22 protein-coding genes and 1 pseudogene are annotated in these 23,954 nt (G+C 58.6%); 9 read left to right on the forward strand and 14 right to left on the reverse strand.

The window, feature by feature from the left end:
* Nucleotides 1-127 precede the first annotated feature (127 nt).
* A complete protein-coding gene (locus tag MHZ97_RS10015) occupies nt 128-901 on the reverse strand; it encodes a hypothetical protein (protein WP_103795876.1) in 774 nt (257 codons plus the stop codon).
* A gap of 421 nt (nt 902-1,322) precedes the next feature.
* Here MHZ97_RS10015 and MHZ97_RS10020 point away from each other — a divergent pair, with 421 nt between their 5' ends.
* The gene (locus MHZ97_RS10020) at nt 1,323-2,243 is read left to right on the forward strand and encodes a nickel/cobalt transporter (protein WP_374044225.1); all 921 of its coding nucleotides are present in this window, start codon (nt 1,323-1,325) and stop codon (nt 2,241-2,243) included.
* 23 nt (nt 2,244-2,266) lie between these two features.
* Here the strand turns inward: MHZ97_RS10020 and MHZ97_RS10025 are convergent, their stop codons facing one another.
* Complete coding sequence (locus MHZ97_RS10025) at nt 2,267-2,830, reverse strand: diguanylate cyclase (protein ID WP_103795874.1); 564 nt, start codon at nt 2,828-2,830, stop codon at nt 2,267-2,269.
* A gap of 773 nt (nt 2,831-3,603) precedes the next feature.
* Between MHZ97_RS10025 and MHZ97_RS10030 the strand changes: the two genes are divergently transcribed.
* The 3 genes from MHZ97_RS10030 (at nt 3,604) to MHZ97_RS10040 (ending at nt 6,163) form a co-directional block, all read left to right on the forward strand.
* On the forward strand, nt 3,604-3,786 hold the full coding sequence (locus MHZ97_RS10030) for a general stress protein (RefSeq protein ID WP_239314497.1): 183 nt from the start codon (nt 3,604-3,606) through the stop codon (nt 3,784-3,786).
* A gap of 96 nt (nt 3,787-3,882) precedes the next feature.
* Nucleotides 3,883-4,194, forward strand: coding sequence for a biofilm development regulator YmgB/AriR family protein (locus MHZ97_RS10035; protein WP_239314496.1), 312 nt, complete (start codon nt 3,883-3,885; stop codon nt 4,192-4,194).
* A gap of 541 nt (nt 4,195-4,735) precedes the next feature.
* Nucleotides 4,736-6,163, forward strand: coding sequence for a trehalose-6-phosphate synthase (locus tag MHZ97_RS10040; protein ID WP_239314495.1), 1,428 nt, complete (start codon nt 4,736-4,738; stop codon nt 6,161-6,163).
* Nucleotides 6,164-6,199: 36 nt separating this feature from the next.
* Here the strand turns inward: MHZ97_RS10040 and MHZ97_RS10045 are convergent, their stop codons facing one another.
* A complete protein-coding gene (locus tag MHZ97_RS10045) occupies nt 6,200-6,550 on the reverse strand; it encodes a helix-turn-helix domain-containing protein (protein ID WP_239314494.1) in 351 nt (116 codons plus the stop codon).
* 367 nt (nt 6,551-6,917) lie between these two features.
* On the opposite strand from MHZ97_RS10045, the gene MHZ97_RS10050 reads away from it, so the two are divergent.
* Nucleotides 6,918-7,613 carry a response regulator transcription factor gene (locus tag MHZ97_RS10050; protein WP_239314493.1) on the forward strand — a complete coding sequence of 232 codons (696 nt, stop codon included), beginning with the start codon at nt 6,918-6,920 and terminating at the stop codon, nt 7,611-7,613.
* The gene (locus MHZ97_RS10055; RefSeq protein WP_103795868.1) at nt 7,610-8,794 is read left to right on the forward strand and encodes a cell wall metabolism sensor histidine kinase WalK; all 1,185 of its coding nucleotides are present in this window, start codon (nt 7,610-7,612) and stop codon (nt 8,792-8,794) included. The genes MHZ97_RS10050 and MHZ97_RS10055 overlap by 4 nt, the downstream gene beginning before the upstream one ends.
* Nucleotides 8,795-8,941: 147 nt before the next feature.
* On the opposite strand, the gene MHZ97_RS10060 is transcribed toward MHZ97_RS10055, so the two are convergent.
* From MHZ97_RS10060 to MHZ97_RS10090, 7 genes and pseudogenes are all read right to left on the reverse strand, one after another.
* Nucleotides 8,942-10,333 carry an MFS transporter gene (locus tag MHZ97_RS10060; RefSeq protein WP_239314492.1) on the reverse strand — a complete coding sequence of 464 codons (1,392 nt, stop codon included), beginning with the start codon at nt 10,331-10,333 and terminating at the stop codon, nt 8,942-8,944.
* A gap of 76 nt (nt 10,334-10,409) precedes the next feature.
* A complete protein-coding gene (gene dgoD / locus MHZ97_RS10065; protein WP_103795866.1) occupies nt 10,410-11,558 on the reverse strand; it encodes a galactonate dehydratase in 1,149 nt (382 codons plus the stop codon).
* Complete coding sequence (locus MHZ97_RS10070) at nt 11,555-12,172, reverse strand: 2-dehydro-3-deoxy-6-phosphogalactonate aldolase (RefSeq protein ID WP_103795865.1); 618 nt, start codon at nt 12,170-12,172, stop codon at nt 11,555-11,557. Before MHZ97_RS10070 ends, dgoD begins: the two co-directional genes overlap by 4 nt.
* Complete coding sequence (locus MHZ97_RS10075) at nt 12,156-13,031, reverse strand: 2-dehydro-3-deoxygalactonokinase (RefSeq protein ID WP_239314491.1); 876 nt, start codon at nt 13,029-13,031, stop codon at nt 12,156-12,158. Before MHZ97_RS10075 ends, MHZ97_RS10070 begins: the two co-directional genes overlap by 17 nt.
* Nucleotides 13,028-13,717 carry a D-galactonate utilization transcriptional regulator DgoR gene (gene dgoR / locus MHZ97_RS10080; RefSeq protein ID WP_103795863.1) on the reverse strand — a complete coding sequence of 230 codons (690 nt, stop codon included), beginning with the start codon at nt 13,715-13,717 and terminating at the stop codon, nt 13,028-13,030. The genes MHZ97_RS10075 and dgoR overlap by 4 nt, the downstream gene beginning before the upstream one ends.
* A gap of 1,104 nt (nt 13,718-14,821) precedes the next feature.
* On the reverse strand, nt 14,822-15,712 hold the full coding sequence (locus MHZ97_RS10085; RefSeq protein WP_239314490.1) for an oxidoreductase: 891 nt from the start codon (nt 15,710-15,712) through the stop codon (nt 14,822-14,824).
* Nucleotides 15,709-15,969: pseudogene (locus MHZ97_RS10090) on the reverse strand (EamA family transporter); the annotation flags it as partial. The gene MHZ97_RS10085 and the pseudogene MHZ97_RS10090, both read right to left, overlap by 4 nt.
* 234 nt (nt 15,970-16,203) lie before the next feature.
* Between MHZ97_RS10090 and MHZ97_RS10095 the strand changes: the two are divergent.
* The gene (locus tag MHZ97_RS10095) at nt 16,204-16,902 is read left to right on the forward strand and encodes an RluA family pseudouridine synthase (RefSeq protein WP_239314488.1); all 699 of its coding nucleotides are present in this window, start codon (nt 16,204-16,206) and stop codon (nt 16,900-16,902) included.
* Nucleotides 16,903-16,950: 48 nt separating this feature from the next.
* On the opposite strand, the gene MHZ97_RS10100 is transcribed toward MHZ97_RS10095, so the two are convergent.
* The 3 genes from MHZ97_RS10100 to MHZ97_RS10110 form a co-directional block, all read right to left on the reverse strand.
* Complete coding sequence (locus tag MHZ97_RS10100; RefSeq protein WP_239314487.1) at nt 16,951-17,487, reverse strand: DUF2058 domain-containing protein; 537 nt, start codon at nt 17,485-17,487, stop codon at nt 16,951-16,953.
* Nucleotides 17,488-17,628: 141 nt separating this feature from the next.
* The gene (locus MHZ97_RS10105) at nt 17,629-19,179 is read right to left on the reverse strand and encodes a methyl-accepting chemotaxis protein (RefSeq protein ID WP_239314486.1); all 1,551 of its coding nucleotides are present in this window, start codon (nt 19,177-19,179) and stop codon (nt 17,629-17,631) included.
* A 208-nt stretch (nt 19,180-19,387) separates the two neighbouring features.
* A complete protein-coding gene (locus MHZ97_RS10110) occupies nt 19,388-19,618 on the reverse strand; it encodes a transcriptional regulator (protein WP_103795857.1) in 231 nt (76 codons plus the stop codon).
* A gap of 391 nt (nt 19,619-20,009) precedes the next feature.
* On the opposite strand from MHZ97_RS10110, the gene MHZ97_RS10115 reads away from it, so the two are divergent.
* Entirely contained in the window at nt 20,010-20,213 is a 204-nt protein-coding gene (locus MHZ97_RS10115; RefSeq protein ID WP_103795856.1) for a DUF3606 domain-containing protein, read from the forward strand.
* Between the two features lie 9 nt (nt 20,214-20,222).
* Here MHZ97_RS10115 and MHZ97_RS10120 read toward each other — a convergent pair whose 3' ends face one another.
* Nucleotides 20,223-21,668 (reverse strand): methyl-accepting chemotaxis protein, encoded by a 1,446-nt coding sequence (locus MHZ97_RS10120; RefSeq protein WP_239314485.1) that lies wholly within the window; start codon nt 21,666-21,668, stop codon nt 20,223-20,225.
* A gap of 332 nt (nt 21,669-22,000) precedes the next feature.
* Here MHZ97_RS10120 and MHZ97_RS10125 point away from each other — a divergent pair, with 332 nt between their 5' ends.
* A complete protein-coding gene (locus tag MHZ97_RS10125) occupies nt 22,001-23,779 on the forward strand; it encodes a sensor domain-containing phosphodiesterase (protein ID WP_239314484.1) in 1,779 nt (592 codons plus the stop codon).
* The last annotated feature ends 175 nt before the right edge of the window (nt 23,780-23,954 follow it).

Below are 23,954 nucleotides of genomic sequence, written 5' to 3' on the forward strand. Positions count from 1 at the left end.
CGGCGTTCAGCGCAAAAGCGGCAGGGCATTTTATGACTCCAGATGGATTAAAGCCGCCATCGCTGGCGGCCTTAATCCATCTTATCGTGCAGGCGCCGATAGCCGAAGAGCCAGCGGCGCGGCTGTATTAACTTGCCGTCGCGCTCTTTATCGCTGGACGCTGCGGCAGCAGCCAGAGAAAAGCGATAATAATCAGCGCCAGGGTCAATGAGGCGCTATAGCGGCTCAGCGCAAGGCCGCCCGAGGCGACAGGCTTATCCAGGAAGTCGCCGACCACTGCGCCCAGCGGTCGGGTCAGGATAAACGCAGCCCAGAACAGCGCCGTACGCGAAAGCGTGGTAAAGCGGCTGGCGGCCCAGATAATGGCCAGCGCGCCCACAAACAGCAGGATCCCGCCGTCGTAGCCCAGCCCTTCGCTGTCTGCGGTCCAGTCGCCTAATGCCGTGCCCAGCGTTTGCGAAAACATAATGGTGACCCAGTAAAAGCACTCGGTTACGCCGTTGTTTACAGAGTTCACGGCGATGGTGCCGCAGGTAATGCGCCAGATAAACAGAGAAAGAATCAGCAGCGTGCTCAGCAGCAGCGTGCCGCCCAGATAGCCTATCCCCAGGGAGCGATCGGCAAAGTCCGCCAGCGTCGTGCCGACGGTGGTGGTGGCGACCACGGTAAACCAGTAAATCCACTTATTAAAGCTGTGGCGTTTAATCTGCACCACGACAGCGATTAAAAAGATAATGGCGAAAATCAGCGTACCGGTAAGGTAGCCCAGATCCATTGACATGGTCACCGCATCGCCGCCGGTTTCACCCAGCGTGGTGGCAGCGATTTTCGTTAGCCAGAAAGCCAGGGTAACGGCAGGCACTTTGCTGAGGGAGTGAGATTCTGTAATCTTATTTTGCATAGGGACAGGCTCCGGAAAAGCCCGAATCGGGCCAGGGAAGCCTTTACTCTATAGGATTATTCTTAAGCTAAGATTAAGTGCTGTAAAGCTGTTTGCGAGAAGGCGCGCGCAAAGTCAGGGCGGTGAACAGCGGAATAACGGCTTTTCCGGCGGGCTGCGCGTAGTCGTCATCGTGAGCGGCGGTGGTTCCGGCGGATAACTATAAAGCGCCTCTGCTGAAAGCTACGCCCGCGGGCGGCAGCCGCTGGTGTAAAACGACCACAAAGCGACAACGCCCGGTACAATGACAGGCGAAACGCTAATATTAAACCCGGCAAAACCTCACTATGCCCTTAGCGACCAGAAACACCTTAGCGGCGTGCAATCAAACCGGCAGGAGACCCTGATGAAAAATGACCAACGCAGTGCCGCCTCGCTGATAATGCTATCAGGCTTTAGCGGGGTCGTAGGGGTAGTGCTGCTTTCGCTCTTCGCCCGGCACTGGGGGGAGTTTGTGCAGTACTGTCTCACCCTGCAGATCTCACTGCATCGCTATCTGGTGCAGTACCTGCTTTTGCAGCGCGATCATCATATTAAAGGCGGACTGATGCTGATAGCTGGCAGCTTTGCCTACGGTTTTTTGCATTCGGTTGGCCCCGGCCACGGCAAGTTTGTGATTACAACCTGGCTTGCTACCCACAGGGAAAAACTCACCGCCAGCCGCATGATTACCCTGGCTGGCAGCCTGATGCAGGGGATCGTCGCGGTGCTTTTTGTACTGATCCTTGCGGTCTTCCTCAATCTCTCGATGGGCGACCTGAGCCTGAGCCGCTACTGGATGGAGAAAGCAAGCGCGTTGCTGATTGCCGGTTTTGGCCTCGCGCTGATCGCGCGGGCGGCGGGTATCGATCGTCTGCTGAGGCGCGCGATCAGACCGTGGCATCATCAGCATGATGCGGCGTGCGGCTGCGGACATAAGCACCAGCGCAGCGCTGATGAACTCACCGGCGGCTGGCGCAATGCGGCCTGGGTTATTGCCGGTATTGGCATCCGGCCCTGTAGCGGGGCGCTAATGATCCTGCTCTTTGCCAATGCCGTCGGCATGTTCAGCTGGGGCGTCGCGGCGGTGATGGCGATGTCGCTGGGCACGGCGGCCTCTATTATGATCCTGGCCACCTGGGTGCATCACTTCCGGGAGTGGATGCTGGCCGCGAAACCGCCCCTTGTGGTGCGCTACGCGGGCACGCTGGGCAGGGTGGCATTAGTCGCAGGCGGAATGGCGCTTATCCTTTTTGCAGTGGTGCTGTTTTCAACCGTAATTCCAGTGAGCAGCAACGGCGATTTTATTACCGCAGGCTGCTAGCGGGCTAAAACAGCGACGCGACGCTACCGCATATCTGCTTGTTTTCTCGCTCTCTTGCCGCGGCGGTACTCTTCAAAGTAAGGCAGCATTTCCAAAAGAAAAATAGCGGAAAGCACAAAGGCGATGTAGCCCGACGGCAGGGGATCTGACCTGAGCATCAGTTCATATTTCGCGGCTTCGCTACCGAAACCAAATAGTGCCTGAAACTGCGACCAGTGCCTGGAAATAACCAGCAGTAACGCCATCAGCGGCACCATCTCAAGAAAGCTGTGCACATGCTGCTCAACCGGCGAGACTTTCCTGGCCGTCACCGCATAGCTCACATCCCAGAGCGCGGTCGCCTCATGACAAAAAAACATAGCGATCATAAAACCGATAACCAGCGCGTTAACCTCCAGAAACAGAGCGGAGAGAAGCGGGAGGCCCATTTCCACAAACATCAAAATATGGATCCAGGTCTCCTTTAGCCCGGTTGTGGTTTCGATATTCGTTGCCCGGTGGCAAATCCAGTCAGCAAATCCCGCTATCAGCCAGACGGGCAAGACAAAATAGAGCAGAAGCAGCATTTGGGGATCGAGATGACTCATCGTGAATGACCGCAGTTTTTAGATGATGAAAGCATAGAGCATAGACTGTTGCAGCCTGCCGGGCGTACCGCCGACGTCGCTGCGCCGCTATTTAACCGGCGAGTGAAAAAGCTGTACAACATGGCGTTTACAGGGCGCGCAGGCCTCTGGCGGACAAAGAGCCTGTCAGGGAGAAGAGGCTTCTTTACACGCCCGAAAAGGGTGCTGCCTGCCGCTGTTAGAGGGTAATTGCTCCCGCTTTTGCGCGTAGCCGTACCAGATATTTATTCAATATCGCAGAGTCGCGCACTGATATAAAAAGAGGAAGTTGTTAGCAGCCTTAAATATCCTGGCCCTAAAGAGAGGTCAGTTATTTAAGCTGGCGCAGCGTTTAGCTTATCGCTGCGCTTTAATAAAGACAGAAAAGTTGACTTCTTCTTTATATCTGCTTGTTAAGGCAGTGATACTGCCAATATTTTATCTGGCATGTTTGGGTTGCTATTACAGCGCAGCGGCAGAGGATTGCTGCCGTCATCCTTGTGATCTAGATCAATTCTCAGCATTTTTTGCAAAATTGTACATTAAAAAAATAGTTGTACAAATGAGCTTCTTTATCCTTTTTTAATTAGCTGATTATGAATGCCGATCGGCTTAAATAAGTTTTAAGCGTAGCGGTGGCTTTTTACTAAAAGTGTTTTCGCATATTGAATTTTCCTGGCGTTAATTCCATAGTTCATATGTTTACCGCAGTAATCTTATGAAACATATCGCTTGTACTTATATGAGGTGATGAGATGCAACAACGTCGAGGTGGTGCAGGTAATTTTGCGGAAAATCCAGAGCGTGCTCGTGAGGCGGGGCGTAAAGGGGGTAAGATGAGCAGCGGTAATTTTAAATACAACCGTGAACGCGCGGTAGAAGCGGGACGCGCTGGCGGAAAGTTAAGCCGACGAACAACCGGTAATACAGGTGAGTAGAAGGGTAACTCTTTAAAGGCCCCTTGTTTCTTTCATTTGAAAATCAATGGGTTATGGATACATCGTTGCTGACTGCGGCTTAAACAGGCAGTTGTAATGCTCAACACAGTCTGGAGAAATGTTGTTTTAATTCATTCAGTCGGGATTCGTATGCATGATAACAGTACCAGCACGTTAATGCGTTCTTTGAAAGACAAGCAACCTGAGGAAGCAGATATAAAGGCTTTTATTATAGGCTCGATCGTTTATGAACTTATGAACTCAGAAAGAATGATTAATCGCAAAGCGATCTGTTGTAAATTGCTGAGAAGGCTGGAATGTTGTGAGTCTCCTGAAGAAGAGCGATTATATCATCAGCTGATTAAATTACTGTTCGGCGGAAACAGGCGGATGCGCAGCGGTGATTAAAGATACAGCCGCGATACTTGTACAAACCCTGGTTCAGTGCCTGATAAAAGCTGTCCTTTATATATATAAGCCCTTTATTCTGGGTGGCCCGATTTATCGGGCTTTTTTTATTGGTGGGTAAGCTTCTTTTGGGGGCGGTGTTTAATGCCCTGTTGGAGTGGAAATAATTTCCGCATAGCAAAAGAAGCGTATCGATAAATATCTATGCGTTCCGTTGCCACGGGCGTGGAGCCGGTATAAATACCCTCATCCTTTTATTGTATATCGCACCAGTCCCTCTGTTCATCGCCCTGAAGAGCGCGGCTTTTTTACCGATCTTTTTCTGACCAGGACGGCCAGCCGTTAGAGCCCGCCATCGCTGCATGACACCCCTGGCCAGCCACCGGCAGCTAACCACAAAACCTTTACTCAATTTTTATTCCCACCCCTCTCATTAATACAAAATTTTTATACGCCTGATGGTTGAATTCTGTTGAGTTTTTACTCCGTCTTTTACCCCCACGCCGCCCGGCAAAAGCCGGGCGCATAACAGGATGCTTCCATGTCGGGCTTAATTCTGGTTTCACATAACTACTCCCAGCACTCCACGCTCTCGGCGCTGTACGACGCTATCCTGTCGCGCCGCGGCGGACTCTGGATTAGCTGGAACGGAAAATGCGAAGCGATCGCGCCGGAAACGCCGCGCACGCTCGCTTTCCGCCACGGCACTAAGTTTGACACCCTGACGTTTCCGCTAACGCAGGAGGAGGCGGAAGCGGGGTACCACGGCTACGTGCATCAGGGATTGTGGCCCGTTTTTCACCAGCGTCCCGATCTGGCGCGCTTTACCAGCCAGAGTCGACGTCACTATCAGAAGATCAACGAAGCCTATGCGCGGGCCATCAGCGAATATGCGATGCCGGACGACCAGCTGTGGATCCAGGATTATCATCTTATTCCCTGCGTCAAACTGCTGCGCGAGGCGGGACTGCTCAACCGCACCGCCTTTTTCTTTCACCAGCCGTTTCCTTCCGGACAGGGATTCGAGGCGATTCCGGACTGGCAGTGGCTGGCCGAGTCGCTGTTATGCTGCGATCTGATCGGCTTTCAGACGCTTCAGGACAGGAATAACTTTTTGCTGTGGATCGAAAGCGAATACCGCACCGAGCGTCTCAGCGCCACCAGCGTGCGCGTTCATGGCCGCATTATCGCCACCGGTGTCTTTCCGGTAGGCATCGACCTGGAGGATGTGGAGTACCTGAAAGAGAGCAACAGCTGTCGCCTGACGGAGCAGCAGTGCCGCGATACGCTGCCGGAGCATACCGTGCTCAGCGGCGGCCATCTGGACAGCAGCGCCGGGCTGCCGTATCGCCTCAGCGCTATGGAGGTGCTGCTCCGCGACCATCCAGAGCATGAGGGATCGATTCGTCTGCTGCAGCTCGCCTCTCCGGCGGCTGGCCATCTTCCCCGCGCCAGAGAGGTCACGCAGGATCTGGAAAGCCTGTGCGGCGAAATGAACGGCGCGCACGGCCTGTTTGGCTGGTATCCGGTTAGCTGCCTGACGCACACCTACAGTCGGGAAGAGCAGGCGGGCATCTACCGCGCCTCGCGCGTCGCGCTGGTGACGCCGCTGATGGCCGGCATGAGCCTGATGGCGAAAATGTATGTGGCGCTGCAGGACCGGGCCAATCCCGGCGTGCTTATCCTGTCGCAGTTCGCGGGCGCGTCGGAGCATATGGACGGTGCGATTATCGTCAATCCCTATGATCCCGACGCCATTGCCGACGCCATCCATACCGCGCTGCGGCTGCCGCTGAAAGAGCGGCAGCACCGCCACGCCAGGCTGATGAAAGGCATCCGCCGCCTCGACTGCCACTGGTGGGCCGACAGCATGATCGCCAGCCTGAGCGACACCGAGGGCGATCCTTTTCGGGCCGCAACGGAGAGCAGCCTGTACGCGGCGGCCCCTAACGGGCGCATCCGCTACTAGCAGACCTCCCCACTGCGGCTGGCGCACGCCGCCGCACTAGCCTGGCCGAGGGCGCGCCTCCCGCATGGCGCGCCGGTAGCGGCCTGGCGGCATGCCATACTGGCGGCTGAACGCCCGGGTAAGCGTCTGCTGCGACTCAAACTGATAGCTGACGGCAATATCGACTATGGGGCGATCGCTGTTAATCAGTTCGCTGGCTATCGCTTTCATTCTTTCCAGACGAATAAACGCGCCGAGGCTAAGGCCGTGATAGTGCATAAAACGTCGGTTTAAGTACCACTGCGAATAGCCAAACCGGGCGGCAATATCGCGCAGCAAAAGGCGGTGAGCAATATTTTCTTTTATCCAGCGCGCCAGTTCGGCGTAGAACTGCTGTTCTGGCAACATAGCGTAATTCCCCGCTGCGGGCGGCGCATTATCATAAGAGACAGTGCGTCCAGGCCTGCAGATAGATCGCCACGCATGCTGGACACGCGACGGCGAGCATGAGCCGATTCTTCGGTAAACGGAACATTTACAAGCTCCAGGTCAGGTCAGGTCAGGGCAGGCGTGCCTGTGCCTTCGCCGCCGCCGCCGCGCAGGAAAACAGTGCCAGTCTGGCCATGTACAGCGCCGTTTTTCTGGTTATCATCAAGCCTCCTCGTCATCCGATTTTTTCCGCCCCTTATCGGGCTCTGGTATCGCCTGCCGCCACTATCGGGCAGTCGTGTCAATAAACGGCCAGGGATTTATGAAGAAAGTGTCAAGGTGAGCCATGCAGAATAAAAAGATCCTGATTATCGAAGACGACGCCAGCGTGGCGGAGGTACTGGAAGCCTATCTGCGCCGGGAAAATTACCTGGTCAGGGTGGCGGCGGATGGCGTGGCCGGTCTGGAGCAGGCCGAGCGCTGGCGTCCCGATCTGGTGCTGCTCGACGTTATGCTGCCCGGCCTGAACGGCACCGAGGTGCTGGCGAAGATCCGACGCGGCAGCGACGTGCCGGTCATCATGGTGACGGCAATGGGCGACACGCCGGATCGCATCGGCGCGCTGCGCTACGGAGCGGATGACTACGTGGTGAAGCCTTATCATCCCGGCGAGGTGGTGGCGCGCGTGCAGGCGGTATTACGGCGCAGCCACCCCAGGGCGCCAGAGGAAGAGGTGCTGCGCTGGGGGGCGCTGGAGGTCAATACCGCGGCTATGACGGTCACGGTGGAGCAGGAAGAGTCGGGCATCACCAGCCTCGATATCACCCCCACGGAGTTCTCACTGCTGACCACCCTGATGCGCGCGCCGGTTCGCGCCCTGAGCCGCCAGTATCTGCTGGAGCAGTGCCTGCCCGAAAGCGACGCGCTGGAGCGCGTGGTCGATACGCACATCTATAATCTGCGGCGCAAGCTGGAGGCGGCGGGCATCAATGAGGTGCTGCTAAACGTACGCGGCATCGGCTACCGGTTCCGCCAGCCATGAAAAAAACGCCTCCGCAAACCCTGTGGCGCTGGCTCTGCGTACGCATCCTGACCCTGGCGATCGGCACCGTGGTGCTGATCGCGCTCTGCATGTGGCTGCGCTTCACGGTGCAGTATCTCTGGATCACCTGGCATATGCCGCCTGAGGTGCTGAAGACCTTTTTGATCCTGCGCGAAAATCCGCAGCGCGATCCGGCGCGTTTTCACCAGATTGTCGATAGCTGGTGGGGCATCCGCTATTCCGATCCCTCTATCGCCTCGTCCGACTGGATCACCGTCGGCATTCTGGTGCTGGTGACCATTCCCTTTATCGCCTATTTCGGGCTGCGCCATGCCCGGCCACTCTCTGCGCAGTTCAGCCAGCTGAGCCGCGCGGCGGAAAGCGTGGCGGAAGGCGATTTCGGCGCCCAGGCCGCGCTGACGCCGGGGGCGCCGGCAGAGCTGTCGCAGCTGGCGCAGAACTTCAACGCCATGACGCGGCAGCTGGCGCGCTATGACAAAGAGCTGCGTGCCTCGCACGTCGCCATGGCCCATGAGCTGCGTTCGCCGCTGACGGCGGCAATGGTGCGGCTGCAGGCGCTGATTGACGGAGTCTTCACGGCGGATCGGCGGCAGCATACGCTGATCATGGAGCAGTTAAGCTGCCTGCGCAGGCTGATTGATGAACTGCATCTGCTCTCGCTGGCCGACGCGGGACAGCTCAGCCTGGAGATGAAGCCCTGCAATCCGGCGGCGCTGCTGCATGAGCGCCTGCTGTGGATTAAACCGCAGCTCGACGAGGCGGGCATGCGCGTGGAGGTTGCCATAGCGGAGAGTGCCGTGCTGCCTGTCGATCCGTTCCGGCTGGGGCAGGTGTTGACCATCCTGATGGAAAACGCGCTGCGCTACGCCGGACCCGGCGGCAGCATGACGCTCAGCGCCCGCCGCTGCGGCGAGGGATACGAAATCAGCGTGCAGGATAGCGGGCCGGGCGTGCCGTCAGCGTTTCTGCCGGTGATGTTCGAGCGCTTTACGCGCGGCGAAGCCTCGCGGGCGCGTCACTCCGGCGGCAGCGGGCTGGGTCTCTCTATCGCGCAGGCGATCTGTGAGGCGCACGGCGGCACCATCGCGGCCTCACTGCCGCCCGAAGGCGGCCTGCGGATGCGTATTCTGCTGCCCGAGCGCCGCCTGACACCCCCTTGATAACGGGCCTCTGTCCGCAAGATAACGCGGCCGCAACAGGTCGGCAAGCGGCCCGGCAGGCCGGACTTTTAGAGAAGCGCCTCGCCTCTTTATGGTGGCGCACCGGGCCAGCGCCTTGATGCACGGAAGGGCGAGGCTGCTCAAGTCCTATTTTGACTGAGAGGTTACGCGCGCCCGCAGGCCGTTGCGGCGCTCTTCAGGCTCGGCGATGCGTTTTACCTCGCCCACCAGCAGGATATAGGAGAGCGCGCCCATCAGCGCCACCGCCGCGATATAGATCAGCGCCGGGCCAAAACCGTAATCCTGTGCCAGATAGCCAATCGCCAGCGGAACGGTAATGCCGCCCAGCCCGCCGACAAAATTAAACACGCCGCCGGTCAGGCCAATCAGGCGCATCGGCGCCAGCGACGATACCAGCGACCAGGTAATGGACGCGAAGCCGTTGCCAAAGAAGGCGAGCGCCATCAGCACCATAATCCAGACCGGATCGTCGGTGTAGTTCGCCCCCATAATGCAGGTGGAGATCAGCAGCCCGCAGATAATCGGGGTTTTACGCGCCGCGCCGAGCGAATAGCCTTTCTTCACCAGCCTGTCCGCCAGCCAGCCGGAGAGCAGCACGCCGACAAACGCGGCGAGAAACGGCACCGTGGTCATAAAGCCCGCCTTCAGCGCGGTGATGCCTTTTTCCTGGGTCAAATAGTTGGGGAACCAGGTCAGGAAAAACCACAGCGTTGAGGTGACGGCAAACTGCCCCAGATAGACCCCCAGCAGCTTGCGATGAAACACCAGCTTCCAGTCGGCCTTGCTCAACGGCTGGCGCGCCTCTCTCGCCGCGGGCGCATCGCCGTCAACCAGGCCGCCGCCGCGCTGAATATAGGCCAGCTCGGCCTGGCTGATGCTTTTGGTCAGACGCGGCGGCTGATAAACCCTGAACCAGATCAGCGACCAGAGAATGCCGATGCCGCCGGTGACGATAAAGACCCAGTGCCAGCTCAGCAGCTCCTGTATCCAGATTAGCAGCGGCGTCAGAAAGGCCAGGCCAACAAACTGCCCGGAGGTAAAGAACCCCACCGCAGAGGCGCGCTCCTGTTCCGGGAACCAGCTGGTGACCATGCGGTTATTGGTGGGAAAGGCGGGCGCTTCAAAGATGCCGGTCACGGCGCGCAGGGCGATAAGTGAGATCAGCCCGGTAGCGAAGCCCTGCAGCAGGGTCGCCACCGACCAGCCCAGAATGGCGATAAAATAGGTGAGCCGTGAACCGACGCGATCGAGAAACCAGCCGCCGGGGATCTGGCACAGGGTATAGAGCCAGGCGAATGCGGAAAAGACATAGCCCATTTCCGCTTTAGTGATGCCGAACTCCTGCTGAATATGCGCCGACGCCACGGCCAGATTCGCCCGGTCGACGTAACAGATCACCACGGTAATAAAGATCATCAACAGCGTCAGATAACGACGTCGCCCGGCTTTTGCATGCGTTACGGAAATATCCATCGCAATCTGTCTCCAGATTTTGGGCATGGCAAAGCCATTCACCATGCCCTGTTAATTACAGAGGGTGTGTTTTCTCGTTATTTATTGTGAGAGCGCGTGAGGCTGAGCTAATTAACCCGCATCACCATTCTGCGACGGAGCCGTCCGCATGGCGCCACAGTGGATTACGCCAGTCTGGCGCCTGTTTGCTGCGTTCGATAACCTGCTCTTCGTCAATCTCCACGCCGAGACCCGGTTTCATCAGGGGCTTAAAGAAGCCGCCTTCCATGCAGAAGTCCGCCTTATTTTTCACAAAGTCGAGCAGCTCGGCGCCCTGATTGTAATGAATGCCCATGCTCTGCTCCTGGAAGACCGCATTGCGCGAGACGAAATCGACGTGCAGACAGGCGGCGAGGGCGACAGGGCCGAGCGGGCAGTGCGGGGCGAGGGCGACGTCGTAGGCTTCCGCCATCGCGGCGATTTTAACGCACTCGGTGATGCCGCCTGCGTGGGAGAGATCGGGCTGCAGGATCGCCACGCCGCCCGCCTCGAGCACGCGTTTGAACTCAAAGCGCGAGAACATGCGCTCGCCCGCCGCGATAGGGATAGTGGTCTGCGCCGCCAGCCGGGGATAATATTCCGCCTGCTCCGCCAGTACCGGCTCCTCGATAAACAGCGGACGGTAAGGCTCCAGCTCCTTGATCAGCACCTTCGCCATCGGCGCGCTCACGCGGCCGTGAAAGTCGAGGCCGAACTCAACCTTATCGCCGAAGGCGTCGCGAATTTGCGCGACGGTATTAACCGCGGCGTCCACTTTGCGCGAGTCATCGATTATGCCCAGCTCTTCGCAGCCGTTGAGCTTAAAGGTGTCGAAGCCGATTTCGCGTAATTTCTCGATGCCGGCGATCACCTCCGCCGGGCGATCGCCGCCAACCCAGCTATAGGCTTTGATTTTATCCCGCACCAGGCCGCCCATCAGCTGCCAGACCGGGGCGCCCAGCACCTTGCCTTTGATATCCCACAGCGCCTGATCGATACCGGCGATGGCGCTCATCATAATCGGGCCGCCGCGGTAAAAACCGGCGCGGTACATTACCTGCCACAGATCGTTGATGCGTGCCGGATCCTGACCGATAAGATAGTCGCCCAGTTCATGCACCGCGGCTTCGACGGTGCGTGCGCGCCCCTCAATAACGGGTTCTCCCCAGCCGACAACGCCTTCGTCGGTCTCGATCTTGAGAAACATCCAGCGCGGGGGTAAGCGGTAAGTGGTGAGCCGGGTTATCTTCATTTCACTGCCTCTCTGTATGCCTGAACAAATGCGGCCGCCTGCTGCGCGGTGCGCGCCACGGACTGCCCGGCGCGATAGAGATCGCTGCCGAGTCCGGCGCCTGTACAGCCTGCCTCCAGCCACTGCGCCAGGTTGGCCGGCGTGACGCCGCCCACCGCCAGCACCGGCACGTCGTCGGGCAGCACGGCTTTTAGCGCCTTGATATAGCCCGGACCGAACGCGGAGGCGGGGAAAATTTTGAGCGCCTGCGCGCCGGCATCCAGCGCGCTAAAGGCTTCGCTGGCCGTGGCGCAGCCTGGACAGACGGTCATGCCCAGGCTCACGGCGTGGCGGATCAGCGCCGGCTGAATATTGGGCGTTACGATCAGTTTGCTGCCCATCTCCGCCAGCCGGTCCACCTGTTCCGTTTTCAACACTGTTCCGGCACCCGTTAACGCCCTGTCGCCGTAAGCCTTCAGGATCAGCGGGATGCTGATCTCCCACTGCGGCGAGTTAAGCGGAATCTCCACCGCGTCGAAACCGGCGTCAATAACCGCGCCGACGTGCGCCACGACCTCATCGGGTGTGACCCCGCGCAGAATCGCGATAAGGGGAAGTTCAGTTTGCCATTGCATTAACGATGCTCCTTATGCCTGTCTGAAAGGCGGTATCGCCGGCTATCACGCTCGCCTGCAGGCCAGCGGCGGCCAGCGCCTGTTGATAACGGCGCGTCAGCGTCTCGCCACCCACCAGCGCGACCGGCTGATGGCTAAAGCGTTCGCACATCGTGGCGACCTCCGCGCCGATCAGCAGACCGGATAAAAACTCGCTGACCTCTTCAGGCGCCAGGCTACCGAGGAGATGGGCGGCGCGAATTTCAAACAGCTGCGCCAGCAGCGCCGGCGTGGCGAGTCCGCGCGCCAGCCCGGCGTCAAACGCGGCCTGCGACGGCTGCTGTTCGGGTAAACCGGCACCGACCAGCGAGTGGCGCAGCAGCAGCGCGTGAAGTTCGCCGGTCATCACGGTGTGAAAGTCGAGGATGCGTTCGCTCTCGACCTGCACCCATTTACAGTGGGTGCCCGGCATCACGTAAACGGGCGAGGGCGCCAGCGCGTATGCGCCGAGCAGCTGCGTCTCTTCGCCGCGCATCACGTTATGGTGATCTTCGCGGCTGACGCATAAACCAGGCACGATCCAGAGGTTATCGTCGATAAGCGTCAGCTGCTCGCCGATAGCCGATAAGGGGGCGGGAAGGGGCAAATAGGGTACGCTACGCCAGCCCACGCTGCTGCCCACCATGCCGGCCATCACCACCGGCGTTGCGGAGTCGCGCCATCCCTGGGTGATCTCATCTAATACCGCCTGCGGCCGCTTCCCGTTTAGCCGGGTGACGCCTGCTTCTGACTCTCTGCCTGCCTGACAGCGTTCGTTCTCAAAAAGCCAGGCGCGCAGGTTGGTGGAACCCCAGTCAACGGCGATATAGCGAGATCTCATGTGATGTCCTTTAACCTGTGTGTTGAGCTGGCGATCATGGTGTAGGCCGCCTGCTCGGCTGCGTCGCCGTTCTGCAGCCGTATGGCGTCGAACAGCGCTTTATGTTCCCTCAGCGTTTTCGGCATATTGGCCTCATCGCCTTGCCAGGTGCGCTCGAAGACGGCGCGCTGCAGCGAGCTGATCGCCACGCTAAGCTGCTCCAGCACCGGGTTATGTACCGCACGCAGCACCGCCTCGTGATAGCGAATATCCGCTTCGTTAAAGGCCTCCCGGTCCTGGTTGTGGGCGATCATGTCGTTGAGCGCCAGTTCAATCTGTGCCAGATCCTGCGACGTCGCGCGCTCCGCCGCCCAGCGGGCAATGGCGGGCTCTACCAGGTTACGCACTTCGCTCATGGCCGCGATCAGATGCGGATCGTCACTGTTTTCCAGCACCCACTGCAGCACGTCCGAATCCAGATAGTTCCACTGACCGCGCGGCGTAACGAAAGCGCCGTGATAGCGCTTGATCTCAATAAGCCGTTTCGCCGTCAGCGAGCGGAACACTTCGCGGATGATATTGCGCGAGGTAGCGAACTCGTCGCACAGCTCCGTCTCCGCCGGCAGCGGCGCGCCGGGCAGATATTTGCCGCTGACGATCTGTTTGCCCAGCGTGATAACGATGCGGTCGGTTTTGTTGAGGGTCATAGAAGCTCCTTGTGCCTGACTGTTTGCTTCTACTTTACCCCGAGCGCCTGGTTTCGCCTCATATTTGAAGTACAAACTGTTCGATATCAGCTGGCAGTGCGGGAGTATTGTAGTACGATAAAAGTTAGTTGTACTACAATGTGGATCACATAATCGCCATTTGGCGCTGTGGCCTTTTACCCTGGGCTGGAGGGCAGCCGCGAGCCGCTCGCGGCTGTGCTTAACAACTGTTTAATGTTGCGCGTCAGGATTAATGTCGGAATTAAAACGCTGTGATGCTAATTAACAAAATATCAGCGTTGCGTTTATAAAAAATAGCGGCACCGCTTAGAATGCTGGCGGCAGCTTTACTACTCTCCGTCTGGGCGGGTGCGGCTATTATTGCCCCTAAAGATGAGCGTGCTATTAATATCGTCAGTAGACCAGTTATTAATAAAGGAACAGGCAGCATCTTTATTTGGCCTGAACCTTTTGCGGCTTATAAAAAACGGAGAGTCGCGTTACGGTTGCGCTATATTCACCCGCGTTAACGCTGCGCTGCCGTCTGTTAAGCTCGCCAGCGGAGATTATGGCGGCCCGCCGCTGCCTACCCCGGGGAGGAGCAGTGGGCCAGCCCGCAGAGCAGGGCAAAAAAAAATCCCGCTCCGGGAGTCGTTGGCGACCGGTAGGTGAAGCGGGATAGCCAGAATGGCTGGCACCAGGGAAACGCATACCACATGCCTTACAGAATAATCCATCCATTTTATTTAGTTAAACAATTAACTGCCGATAGCTAATCTCGTTGATCTAAATCAAGCTTAACCGGATAAATAAAGAGGTCTGGAGGGGCGCTTTTTATTTGGCCTGCTGTCTTTTTTGCGCTGGCAATATATCTAAGTTCGCCCGATCGGTTGTGGGGTTATTAAAGAGGTATACGCAGTCAAATTGCAGCTGGAATAAAGCATTTAACTATTTGATCCCAGGCCTGATGCTGACTTTCCTGAGGACAGGCAGCAGCGCGTCTTATTATTCCTGCGCCAGGCAACGCGGCGCAGCACAGGGGCCCGCCGCTAAAATAATCTTTATCGCGGAGGCAGCAGGCCCGTGCGGGCCTGCTGTGCCCGCTTAGCCAGGCCCCTCGCTGCCCGCCGCCAGCAGCGGCACCAGAACGTCGCTGATGGGGGTCGCGATACCGTGCGCGCGGCCGTAACGCTGGATTACGCCGTTGCGAATCTCCCACTCCAGCGGGCGATTTGCCTGCCGGTCGGCGAGGATTGAGGTGCCTAAATCCGCTGGCGCACGTTGAAACACTTCGAGGATGGTCTGCGGCACATCATCGTCAAGCTCCGCGCCCTGCGCCCGCGCGACCTCGGCACATTCGCGCAGGTAGCTCAGCGCCAGGGTGCTGATATCGGCGCGGGCAAACATGCCGGCGCGACGGTTAGCCAGCACCATCAGGCCCGCCACCGCGTTCTGCAGCAGTTTGCGCCAGGCGATCGAAACAAAGTCCGTCGAGAGCGCTACCGTGCAGCGCGTGCCGCTCAGCGCCTCGACCACCCGCTGCGCCTGCGGCAGGTCCGGCAGCGTCAGACGCGGCGCGGCGCGCAGCCAGACAGAGGCGTCTGGCTCGCGCTGCGCCGGAAACCATACCACCGCAGGCAGCACGTCGGCGCCATTTACCCAGGGCTGCAGCAGCGCCTGCTGCTCGACGCCGTTCTGCAGCGCGCAGACCACGCTGTTTTCGTCGCACAGCCGCGCCAGCCAGTGGGCGCTGTCGGCGATTTGGGTGGTTTTTACCGCCACGAAGACCAGGTCGAACGGGCGGTCAATGGCGGCCGGATCGGTCATGACCGGGCCAGGCACGACCACTTCACCCTCGTCGTGACGCAGGATCAGCTGCGGGTGCGCAGTGCGTCCGCACAATTGCGGCGTGCGGCCCGCTTCATGCAGCGCGGCGGCGATGGTGGTGCCAATCGCGCCCGGGCCAAGCAGCGCAATGGTAAAGCGATCTGTCATAGTAACTTCTCCTCGCTCAATGAATTCATCGTAAAGGTGCCCGCGGCAATCACCGCACACGCCGCTATTTTCCTGCGCGTCAGGGGCTCGCCGGGAAACAGATAGCCCAGCACGGCGACAAACAGCACGCTGGTCTCGCGCAGGGCAGAAACCGCGCCCATCGGCGCAGAGGAGATCACATCAATAATAATGCCGCAGGCCAGCAGCGACACCAGCCCGCCAGCAGCGGCGACAGGCAGGCCCGGCCGCCAGCGCAGCGTGGCGTCAGGCGGGAGATACGCATCATGGGCTTGCTGTTGATAAGCTAATGCTCATCACACCCTAACGCCAGCGCCGCGTAAAAGAGAGCGCGGCGGTGCTGCTGCACGCAACCGCGCTTTGCCTTTAAACCGAAGGTCAGCGGGGCTTTCTGACTCTCAGGCGATCCGCCAGAGTCGCCAGCGCGGGCAAAATTCGCTACTATCCGCGCTCGCTCCCCAACTGGCCGCCTGATGTCTCTTATTGTCGATACCTTTATCGCCCCACCGTGCCCGGAAGAGATAGAGACGCTCTATCAGGATGCGCATCTGGTGCTGATCAACAAACCCGCCGGGCTGCTCAGCCTGTCGGGGAAAAATCCCCTTAACCTTGACTCGGTACACTATCGGCTGGCGGCGCTTTTTCCCGGCTCTACCCTGGTGCATCGGCTCGATTTCGGTACCTCTGGGCTAATGGTCATCGCGCGCAATAAAGCCATTAACGCCGCGCTCTGCCAGCAGTTCAGCCAGCGTACGGTGAACAAGGTCTACAGCGCGCTGCTGTGCGGACATGTTGAGGAGGAGAGTGGGGTTATCGAGGCGCCGATTGCGAAAGATCCGGCGCGCTTCCCCCGGATGGCGATTTGCGCCGCGAGCGGCAAACCGGCGCGCTCTCGCTACCGGGTCGTCGAGCGCTTTTATCAGGCGGGAGAGGGCGGCGCGACGCTGCCGTTAACGCGCGTCGCGCTGACGCCGGAGACCGGGCGCACCCACCAGCTGCGTATCCACTGCCAGCTGCTGGGACATGCTATTTTGGGCTGCGACCTCTATGGCGGACGGCTGCTGCCGGGCACTGAACGCACCCCGCGACTGATGCTGCACGCCAGCGAGCTGCATTTCACCCATCCGGTAAGCGGAGAGCGGATGGCCGCGCGCCATGCCAGCCCGTTTTAGCCGCGTTTCAGCGGGCGCTTCGCCCGGCAGGGCGCGATAAGGCGGGTGTTACCACATCAGATCGTCAGGGACTTTAAAGTCGGCGTAGGGATCGTCTTCATCCTGCTCTTCCTGACTGAGCGCGCTGTTTAACACGATGCTGTTGGCGTCGCGCTGCGCAATCTTATCGGCGACGCTGGCTGGAATAATGGCGTACTCGCTTTCGCCGTTCTCCGCTTCCAGCCGCGCGATGGCGAGTCGGCCGCTAATCAGCTGCGCCTGGGTCGCCTTATCCACCTCTATTTTTTTGATCAGATTATTGTCGGTGAAGTTAAACCCAATATTGCCGCGCGAAATCTCGATGCGGTTCATTTCAATCAGCTGCTTGATCTGCGCTTTGTACTCTCTGGACAAAACCGCCTGTTTCTGCTGCTCGTTCAGCAGCTTATCGCGCTCCTGCTGGGCCTTTTTATTCTCTTCTACCGCCTGGCGCGCCTCGCGCGCCTGAACGCGCGATTTTTTGGCGGTGCGCTGCACCTTGTCCATTTTCTTGCTGCTGACCAGGCCAGCTTTGAGCATCTGCTCTTGTAAGGTAAGTTTCGTCATCGTGGTTTCTGAGCCGGTTAAAAAAGTGAGCTGATTATACCTGTAAAAGGAGTAGACGCCGAGGGGCGCGCCTCAGCCTGCCGCCGCGCGCTTAATAAAAAACCTCGCATTTGCGAGGTTTTTTCAGGGTGAACCGGCCGATCAGGCGAGTTTAAAGATTGCCGTAGCGCGGCTGAGCTGAGCCGCCTGATCTTCCAGCGACGCGGCGGCAGCGGCGGCCTGTTCCACCAGCGCGGCGTTTTGCTGGGTCACTTCATCCATCTGGTTGATGGCGATGCCGACGTGCTCAATGCCGTTAACCTGCTCGCCGGAGGCGGTGTAGATTTCCGCCATGATGGTCGATACGTCGCCGATCGCCGTTACGATGCCGGTCATGGTCTTGCCCGCCTGCGCCACCAGGTCGGTGCCTTCCGCTATGCGGTGATTCGAGGCTTCGATCAGCCCTTTGATCTCTCTCGCCGCGGTCGCGCTGCGCTGGGCGAGGGCGCGCACTTCGCTTGCTACCACAGCGAAGCCGCGACCCTGCTCGCCGGCGCGGGCCGCTTCTACCGCGGCGTTAAGGGCGAGGATATTGGTCTGGAAAGCGATGCTTTCAATGGTGCCGATAATATCGACCACGTTCTTTGAGCTGTCGAAAATAGCGGACATGGTGGTAACCACTTTATCCACGACCTCGCCGCCCTGCTGCGCCACCAGGGAAGCCTCAGACGCCAGGCCGCTGGCGTTTTGCGCGTTAGAGGCGTTTTGCCTGACGGTCGCCGTCAGCTGTTCCATGCTGGCTGAAGTCTCTTCCAGCGAGGCAGCCTGCTGCTCCGTGCGCGCAGAGAGATCGGTATTGCCCAGCGCGACCTCTTTAGAGGCGTTATCAATAGAGGCGGCAGCGGTCTGAATATCGGAAACCACCGTTTTAAGCTGCTCCTGCATAGCGGTGAAGGTGGCGATCAGAATACCGGTTTCATCTTTTGAGCGCGCCACCAGCCGGGTAGAGAGATCGCCGGCGGCAATGGCTTTAGCCGCTTTGACCGCCTCTTCCAGCGGGAGGGTAATCGAGCGGGCCAGAAGATAACCCAGGGCAGAGGCGATACTTAATCCCAGCAGCGCGCCGATAAACAGCATCAGTCGCGTTTGGGTCTCCACCGCATTGACCGATTTCTGGCGATCGTTGAGCAGGTGCTTTTCACCACTGACAATCTCATCGATGGTGCTGCGCATCTGATCCATCTGCGGCTTGCCGGAATTGGCTTCAAAGGCGGCATTGAAATCCAGCTGCGTCATCGACCCGGCGTTAAGCGCACGGCGGTGATCCAGCAGGGGCGCGACGAAGTGCGCCTGCCACGCCTCCTCCTGCGCGAGTAAATTATCCAGGCGCTGCTGCTGTGCAGGGTTATCTGCGGTTAAGCCTTTGGCCTCCTGCAAAAGCTTTACAAAATCCGCTTTGCCTGCCTTCCAGGGAGCCAGCATTTCCTCTTTGCCATCAATAGCATAGCCGCGCAGACCCGTTTCCATATTTACCAGGCTCAGGGTCAGAGCGCGGCTTTTATCCACCACGCGCCAGCTATGAATATTCCAGTCGTTGGTCTTAACGATGCTGGAAAAGTTATTGTAGAACGTTGCGCACAGCGCCAGCAGTAAAACCACAACGGCGCCAAAGGCAAAAAAGAACTTTTTCTTGATCGGTAAATTTCTGAACATTTATTTCTCATTCCACAGACGTTAACAGAACAGCACAGATAGCCGTAAAACCGATAAGTTATCGGCATGAGTCAGTACGGCTTGAATTAAAAGTTCTGCCACGTCAGGCGGCGAGAAATAAAACTGAAGTCGGTCGATTTATGTTTAATTTCAGTTTGATAGCCAGATATAAACGCAATAGGCAGCGACAGGATAAATAAGCGAAACGCTAGCGCGGCGCAAGGGTAAAATGGGGGTGTTTGCCAGCCAGCAGCAGAAGAAGTTCATATTCTCCCTGGCTGAGTAATCCGGGGTTGGATGTGGCCTCCTTAAGCTGCCAGCCGCGCAGGCTGAGATCGAAGCGTTCGGCGGCGCGCTCCTGGGTCAGGCCAGCGGCAATGCGCAGGGAGCGGACATCAGACTGGACAATTACGCCAGGTTTGAAGGATTTATTAGGCATCTTTTTTCTCTCTTATGTCGCCAGCTTTGCTCCAGCAAAGCGCGTTTGGCCTACACAAAACAATCAATAAAGGGTGAACAGAGGTGAAGCATCACGGACCCTCACTTCTGTTGTGTTGGGTTGCGTTATCAGGTGCTGCGCACGCGTACGCGAAATAAACTTTCAGTTAGCGTAGCGGCTAATTCAGCGCGCTAGCCTGTTTTTAATGCTTTCAATGGTGCGCTGCCGGATTTAATGCAGCCTGCGCCACTCAGAACCCTCTCATAATTCCACGACAAAATCGTTTAGGGATAAATCCGCTTTATATCCTGAGCCAGACATTCAGGATGTGGTGCTTCACAAGATCTCTATTCTCCCGGCGTTCTGCTTTGCCGGTAATAAGGACACAAATATGAGAGACCCAATCGTTCGACGCGTTCCCGCCGATCTTTCCTGCGTGGAGGTCAGCGAACAGTGGCAAATCACCTTCTGGATGCTGACGCTGCACATTACTCAGGACCGGCTGATCCGGGCCGTTAAAGAAGCGGGCCCGGATGTGGAAAAGGTGCGCAGCTGGCTGAAAGAAAACCCGCCTCCGCGCCGTCCCTGTTCCTGATGGCGTCGGTCAGAGCACCGTGCCTGCCGTCAGCGGCGACGTAAAGCTTGCAGCGCCGCTGGCCGCCGCGTGCCCGCGCGCCTCTTCCGATAAGTCGGTCGGCATTTTAAAGTGGCTGATAACGGCGGCGAGCGTTTCCGTGCGTCCGTTCAGGCTGCCCGCAGAGGCGGAAACCTGCTGAACCAGCGCGGCATTCTGCTGCGTAACGCGATCCAGATCGGCGATAGCCAGCGTGACCTGCGAAATCCCTTTGCTCTGCTCCTCTGAGGCCAGCGCGATTTGGCCGATAAGATCGTTTACCGCTGAAACGCGCTTTGTCACGCTGCCCATGGTTTCCCCGGCGCGTCCGGCCGCTGCGGCCCCCTCCTGCACGCGCGTCACCGCGCCGCCGATCAGGCCTTCAATCTCTTTGGCCGCCGCGGCGCTACGCTGGGCGAGGATACGCACCTCGGAGGCGACTACGGCGAAGCCGCGACCCTGCTCGCCGGCGCGCGCTGCCTCAACGGCCGCGTTTAGCGCCAGAATATTGGTCTGGAACGCGATGCTGTTGACCGTGGCGGTGAACTGACGAATTTTTTCCGCTTGCTCTGCGATGTTGCGCATCAGCGTTGATACCGACTGCACCAGCGCCTCGCCCTGCTGGGTGGTCTGCGCGGCCGAGCCTGCCAGTTCGCGCGCTTCCCGGGCGCTCAGCGCGTTGTTCTTCACCGTGGCGGTCAGCTCCTCCATGCTGGCGGCGGTCTGCTCAAGCGCTGCTGCCTGGCGGGTAGTGCGATCGGAGAGGTCGCTATTGCCGGCGGCGATCTCCGCCGCTTCGCGACGCAGTACGCCGCTGTTGTCGCGCACCGACTGCACCGTAGTAAGCAAACTTTGCTGCATAAGCCGGACCAGCGGAACCAGCTGACCGACGCAGTTACGTCCAAAATCCTGCGGCTCGCGCGCGAGATCGCCTGCGGCGATGCTTTTGAAGTGTTCGCGCATCACGCCCAGCGGTTTCACCAGATGGGTGACAAGAAAGCGATCGCAAAAGGCGAGCAGTCCCAGCGTCATCAGCGCGGCGACAAGGAAGGCGATCTGCAGATGCTGACGATCGCGGGCGGTTGCCGCCTGATCCGAGGCGAGCTGACGCTGCAGCCCGTTAAGCCGTTCGCCTGACGCGGCGGAAAAGAGGGCGGGCTGGTCGTTCAGGGCGGCATTGAGGCGCGCCCAGTCGGGGCCAGCGGGCGCTTCAGCCCGCAGCGCTGCTTTTTCCGCAGCGGAACCGGAAGCCATAACATTTCCGGCGCGCGTTAAAAAAAAGAGCTGCGCGTTGAGAGCGTCTCTTGCCTCGGCGCGCTGGTGCAGGTCGCGCAAAACAGCAGAACCATAGGCACCGGCCAGCGCCACGACCAGCAGTGCGGCTAGCAAAATAACCTGTACAACCCGACGAATAGTGAAGTTTCTGAGCCAGTGCATATCTGGTTCCCTGGTGTTGTTAATGCTGTGTAAAAGGTCAACAATTTGTTGTTATTTGCATAGCCTGCTATTAAATTGCACGCAATCTTATTGAGTTCTTCATTTTGGCAGCGAATCGGGAAAAAGGAAACGATCATTTTGCAATTTTTTTGTTTTTCGGACTTTTTGATATTGTTTAAGATAATTTATTATGCCGAAGCGGCAAAAAGCGCATAAGATTTCCTTTCAGCCAGAATCTGATAGTTTCCTTTGTACGCTGGTCAGCTTTTCCCGGTCTGCTTTTAAACATTTTATTTCCGTTCGTTCCAGATCTGGGGCGGACCGGAGGAACCATGCACACAACTTCCAGTGACGATGAGAGTCGGCAGCGCGCGCTAGACGCGCTGCGCGAGCCCGACGAGAGTCGCGATGGCGTTCTTGAAAAGTTCGTTCGGCTGGCGAGCCAGGCGCTGGGTATTCCCGGCTGCTTTATCTCCATCGTTGACGATGAATTTCAGTACGTCAGAGCGGCGCGCAACTTTGCGCTGAAATTCTCGACGCGTGAAGATTCGCTCTGCCGCTATGTGATTGACTCCGCGGCGCCGATGGTGGTGCCGGATACCTGGCAGGATGAGCGCTTCGTTAATCACAGGTTCGTTATCGGCGATCCCCATATTCGTTTCTATGCAGGCGTGCCGCTGAAAAGCCGCACCGGCCATATACTCGGCACGCTCTGCGTGACCGACGGCGAGCCGCATCTGCTGAGCGCCGATCAGTTAACCGCGCTGACGCTGATGGCTGCCCTGGTGATCTCCTTTCTTGAGGCCTGGCACTCCGCCGGGTTTGTCGATCCGGTAACCGGGCTGCCTAACCGCCAGCGCCTTATCCGCGATCTGCATTACCTTACGGCAAGCGGCGACACGCTGCCCCGACGGCTGATCCTTATTGACTGCATCGATATGCCGCGCGCCTACGAGCTGGCGCGCTCGATGGGAATGGTGCCGGTTGAGGGATTGCTTAAGGATGTCGCCACGCTTTTGCCGCTGCGCCTGCGCCTCGGGCAGGGCGATCTGCTCTACACCGTGGCCACCGGCCGGTTTGCGCTGCTGACCAGCGAGAGCAGCTTAATCAGCGCAGCCTGGGTGGCGAATCGCATGGAGGGCATCAGCGCGGATCTGGGAGAGGGGCTGTCGGTGACGCTGAATACCTTTACCGGCGAAGCGGACTTTACGGCCGTGGCGTCGTCGGCGCAGGAGATATTGCGTCGCGGCATCAGCGCGCTGCATGAGGCGATCGGCAGCGGCGTGCCGACCCGCACCTATAGCGCGGCGGAAGATGTGCGCCGCACGCGCGATTTTAACCTGATGTATGAACTCGCCTCGGCGTTGCGAAACGATGAGGGGCTCTATCTGGCCTACCAGCCTAAGATTTGCCTGCAGAGCGGCGCGCCGGTCGGGCTTGAGGCGCTGATCCGCTGGCGTCATCCGCAGCTGGGCGAGCTGTCGCCCTCGGCTTTTGTGCCGCTGGCGGAGCAGACCGAGCTGCTGTCCGAGCTGAACGCCTGGGTGATCGACCGCGTCATTGCCCGCATGGCCCGGCTGCGAAACCACTGCATTCAGCTGCCGATATCCGTTAACGTCAGCCTGCATGACTTCGCGCGCCCCGGTTTTGCCGACATGCTGGAAGATAAGATGCTGAAAGTCAGGCTGCCTAACGCGCTGCTGGGCGTGGAGTGCCTTGAAACTGAACGCCTGATTGAAAGCCCGGCCGCGCTGCGCGGCCTGGAGATGCTCAAGCTGCGCGGCTTCGGCATCTCGTTAGATGACTTTGGCACCGGCTACAGCAATATCAGCTATCTGCGCCGCATGCCGCTGGACGTGATTAAGCTGGACCGCTCGTTAATCAGCGGCCTCGCCTCCGACACGGCGTCACGCATTATCGCGCGCAATATCATCACCATGCTGAAAGAGCTGGACTATGTCGTGCTGGCGGAGGGCATAGAGAGTGAAGACGTGGCCGGGATGCTGAGCGACTACGGCTGCGACCAGGCGCAGGGCTATTTCTATGCCAGACCGCTGCCCGATCGCGAGCTGGATAGCTGGCTGGACTGGCGGCTGCGCAACAAATGTTGACAAGACCCCTCTGCGCGCTTGCGCTTCGCTAGCCGCCAGGGGCGGCGAAGTATTGGGCATAGCGATCCCGCGTTAATCTCGCCATTTTTGCTCGCTTCTTGCGGTTAAAACGATCTACATCAATAACGATAATTGTTCGCAATTGCATAGTTGCGCCACAGAAATATCGGAGATG

The organism is Pantoea sp. ACRSC (genome assembly GCF_022346785.1).
Taxonomy (GTDB): domain Bacteria; phylum Pseudomonadota; class Gammaproteobacteria; order Enterobacterales; family Enterobacteriaceae; genus Pantoea; species Pantoea alvi.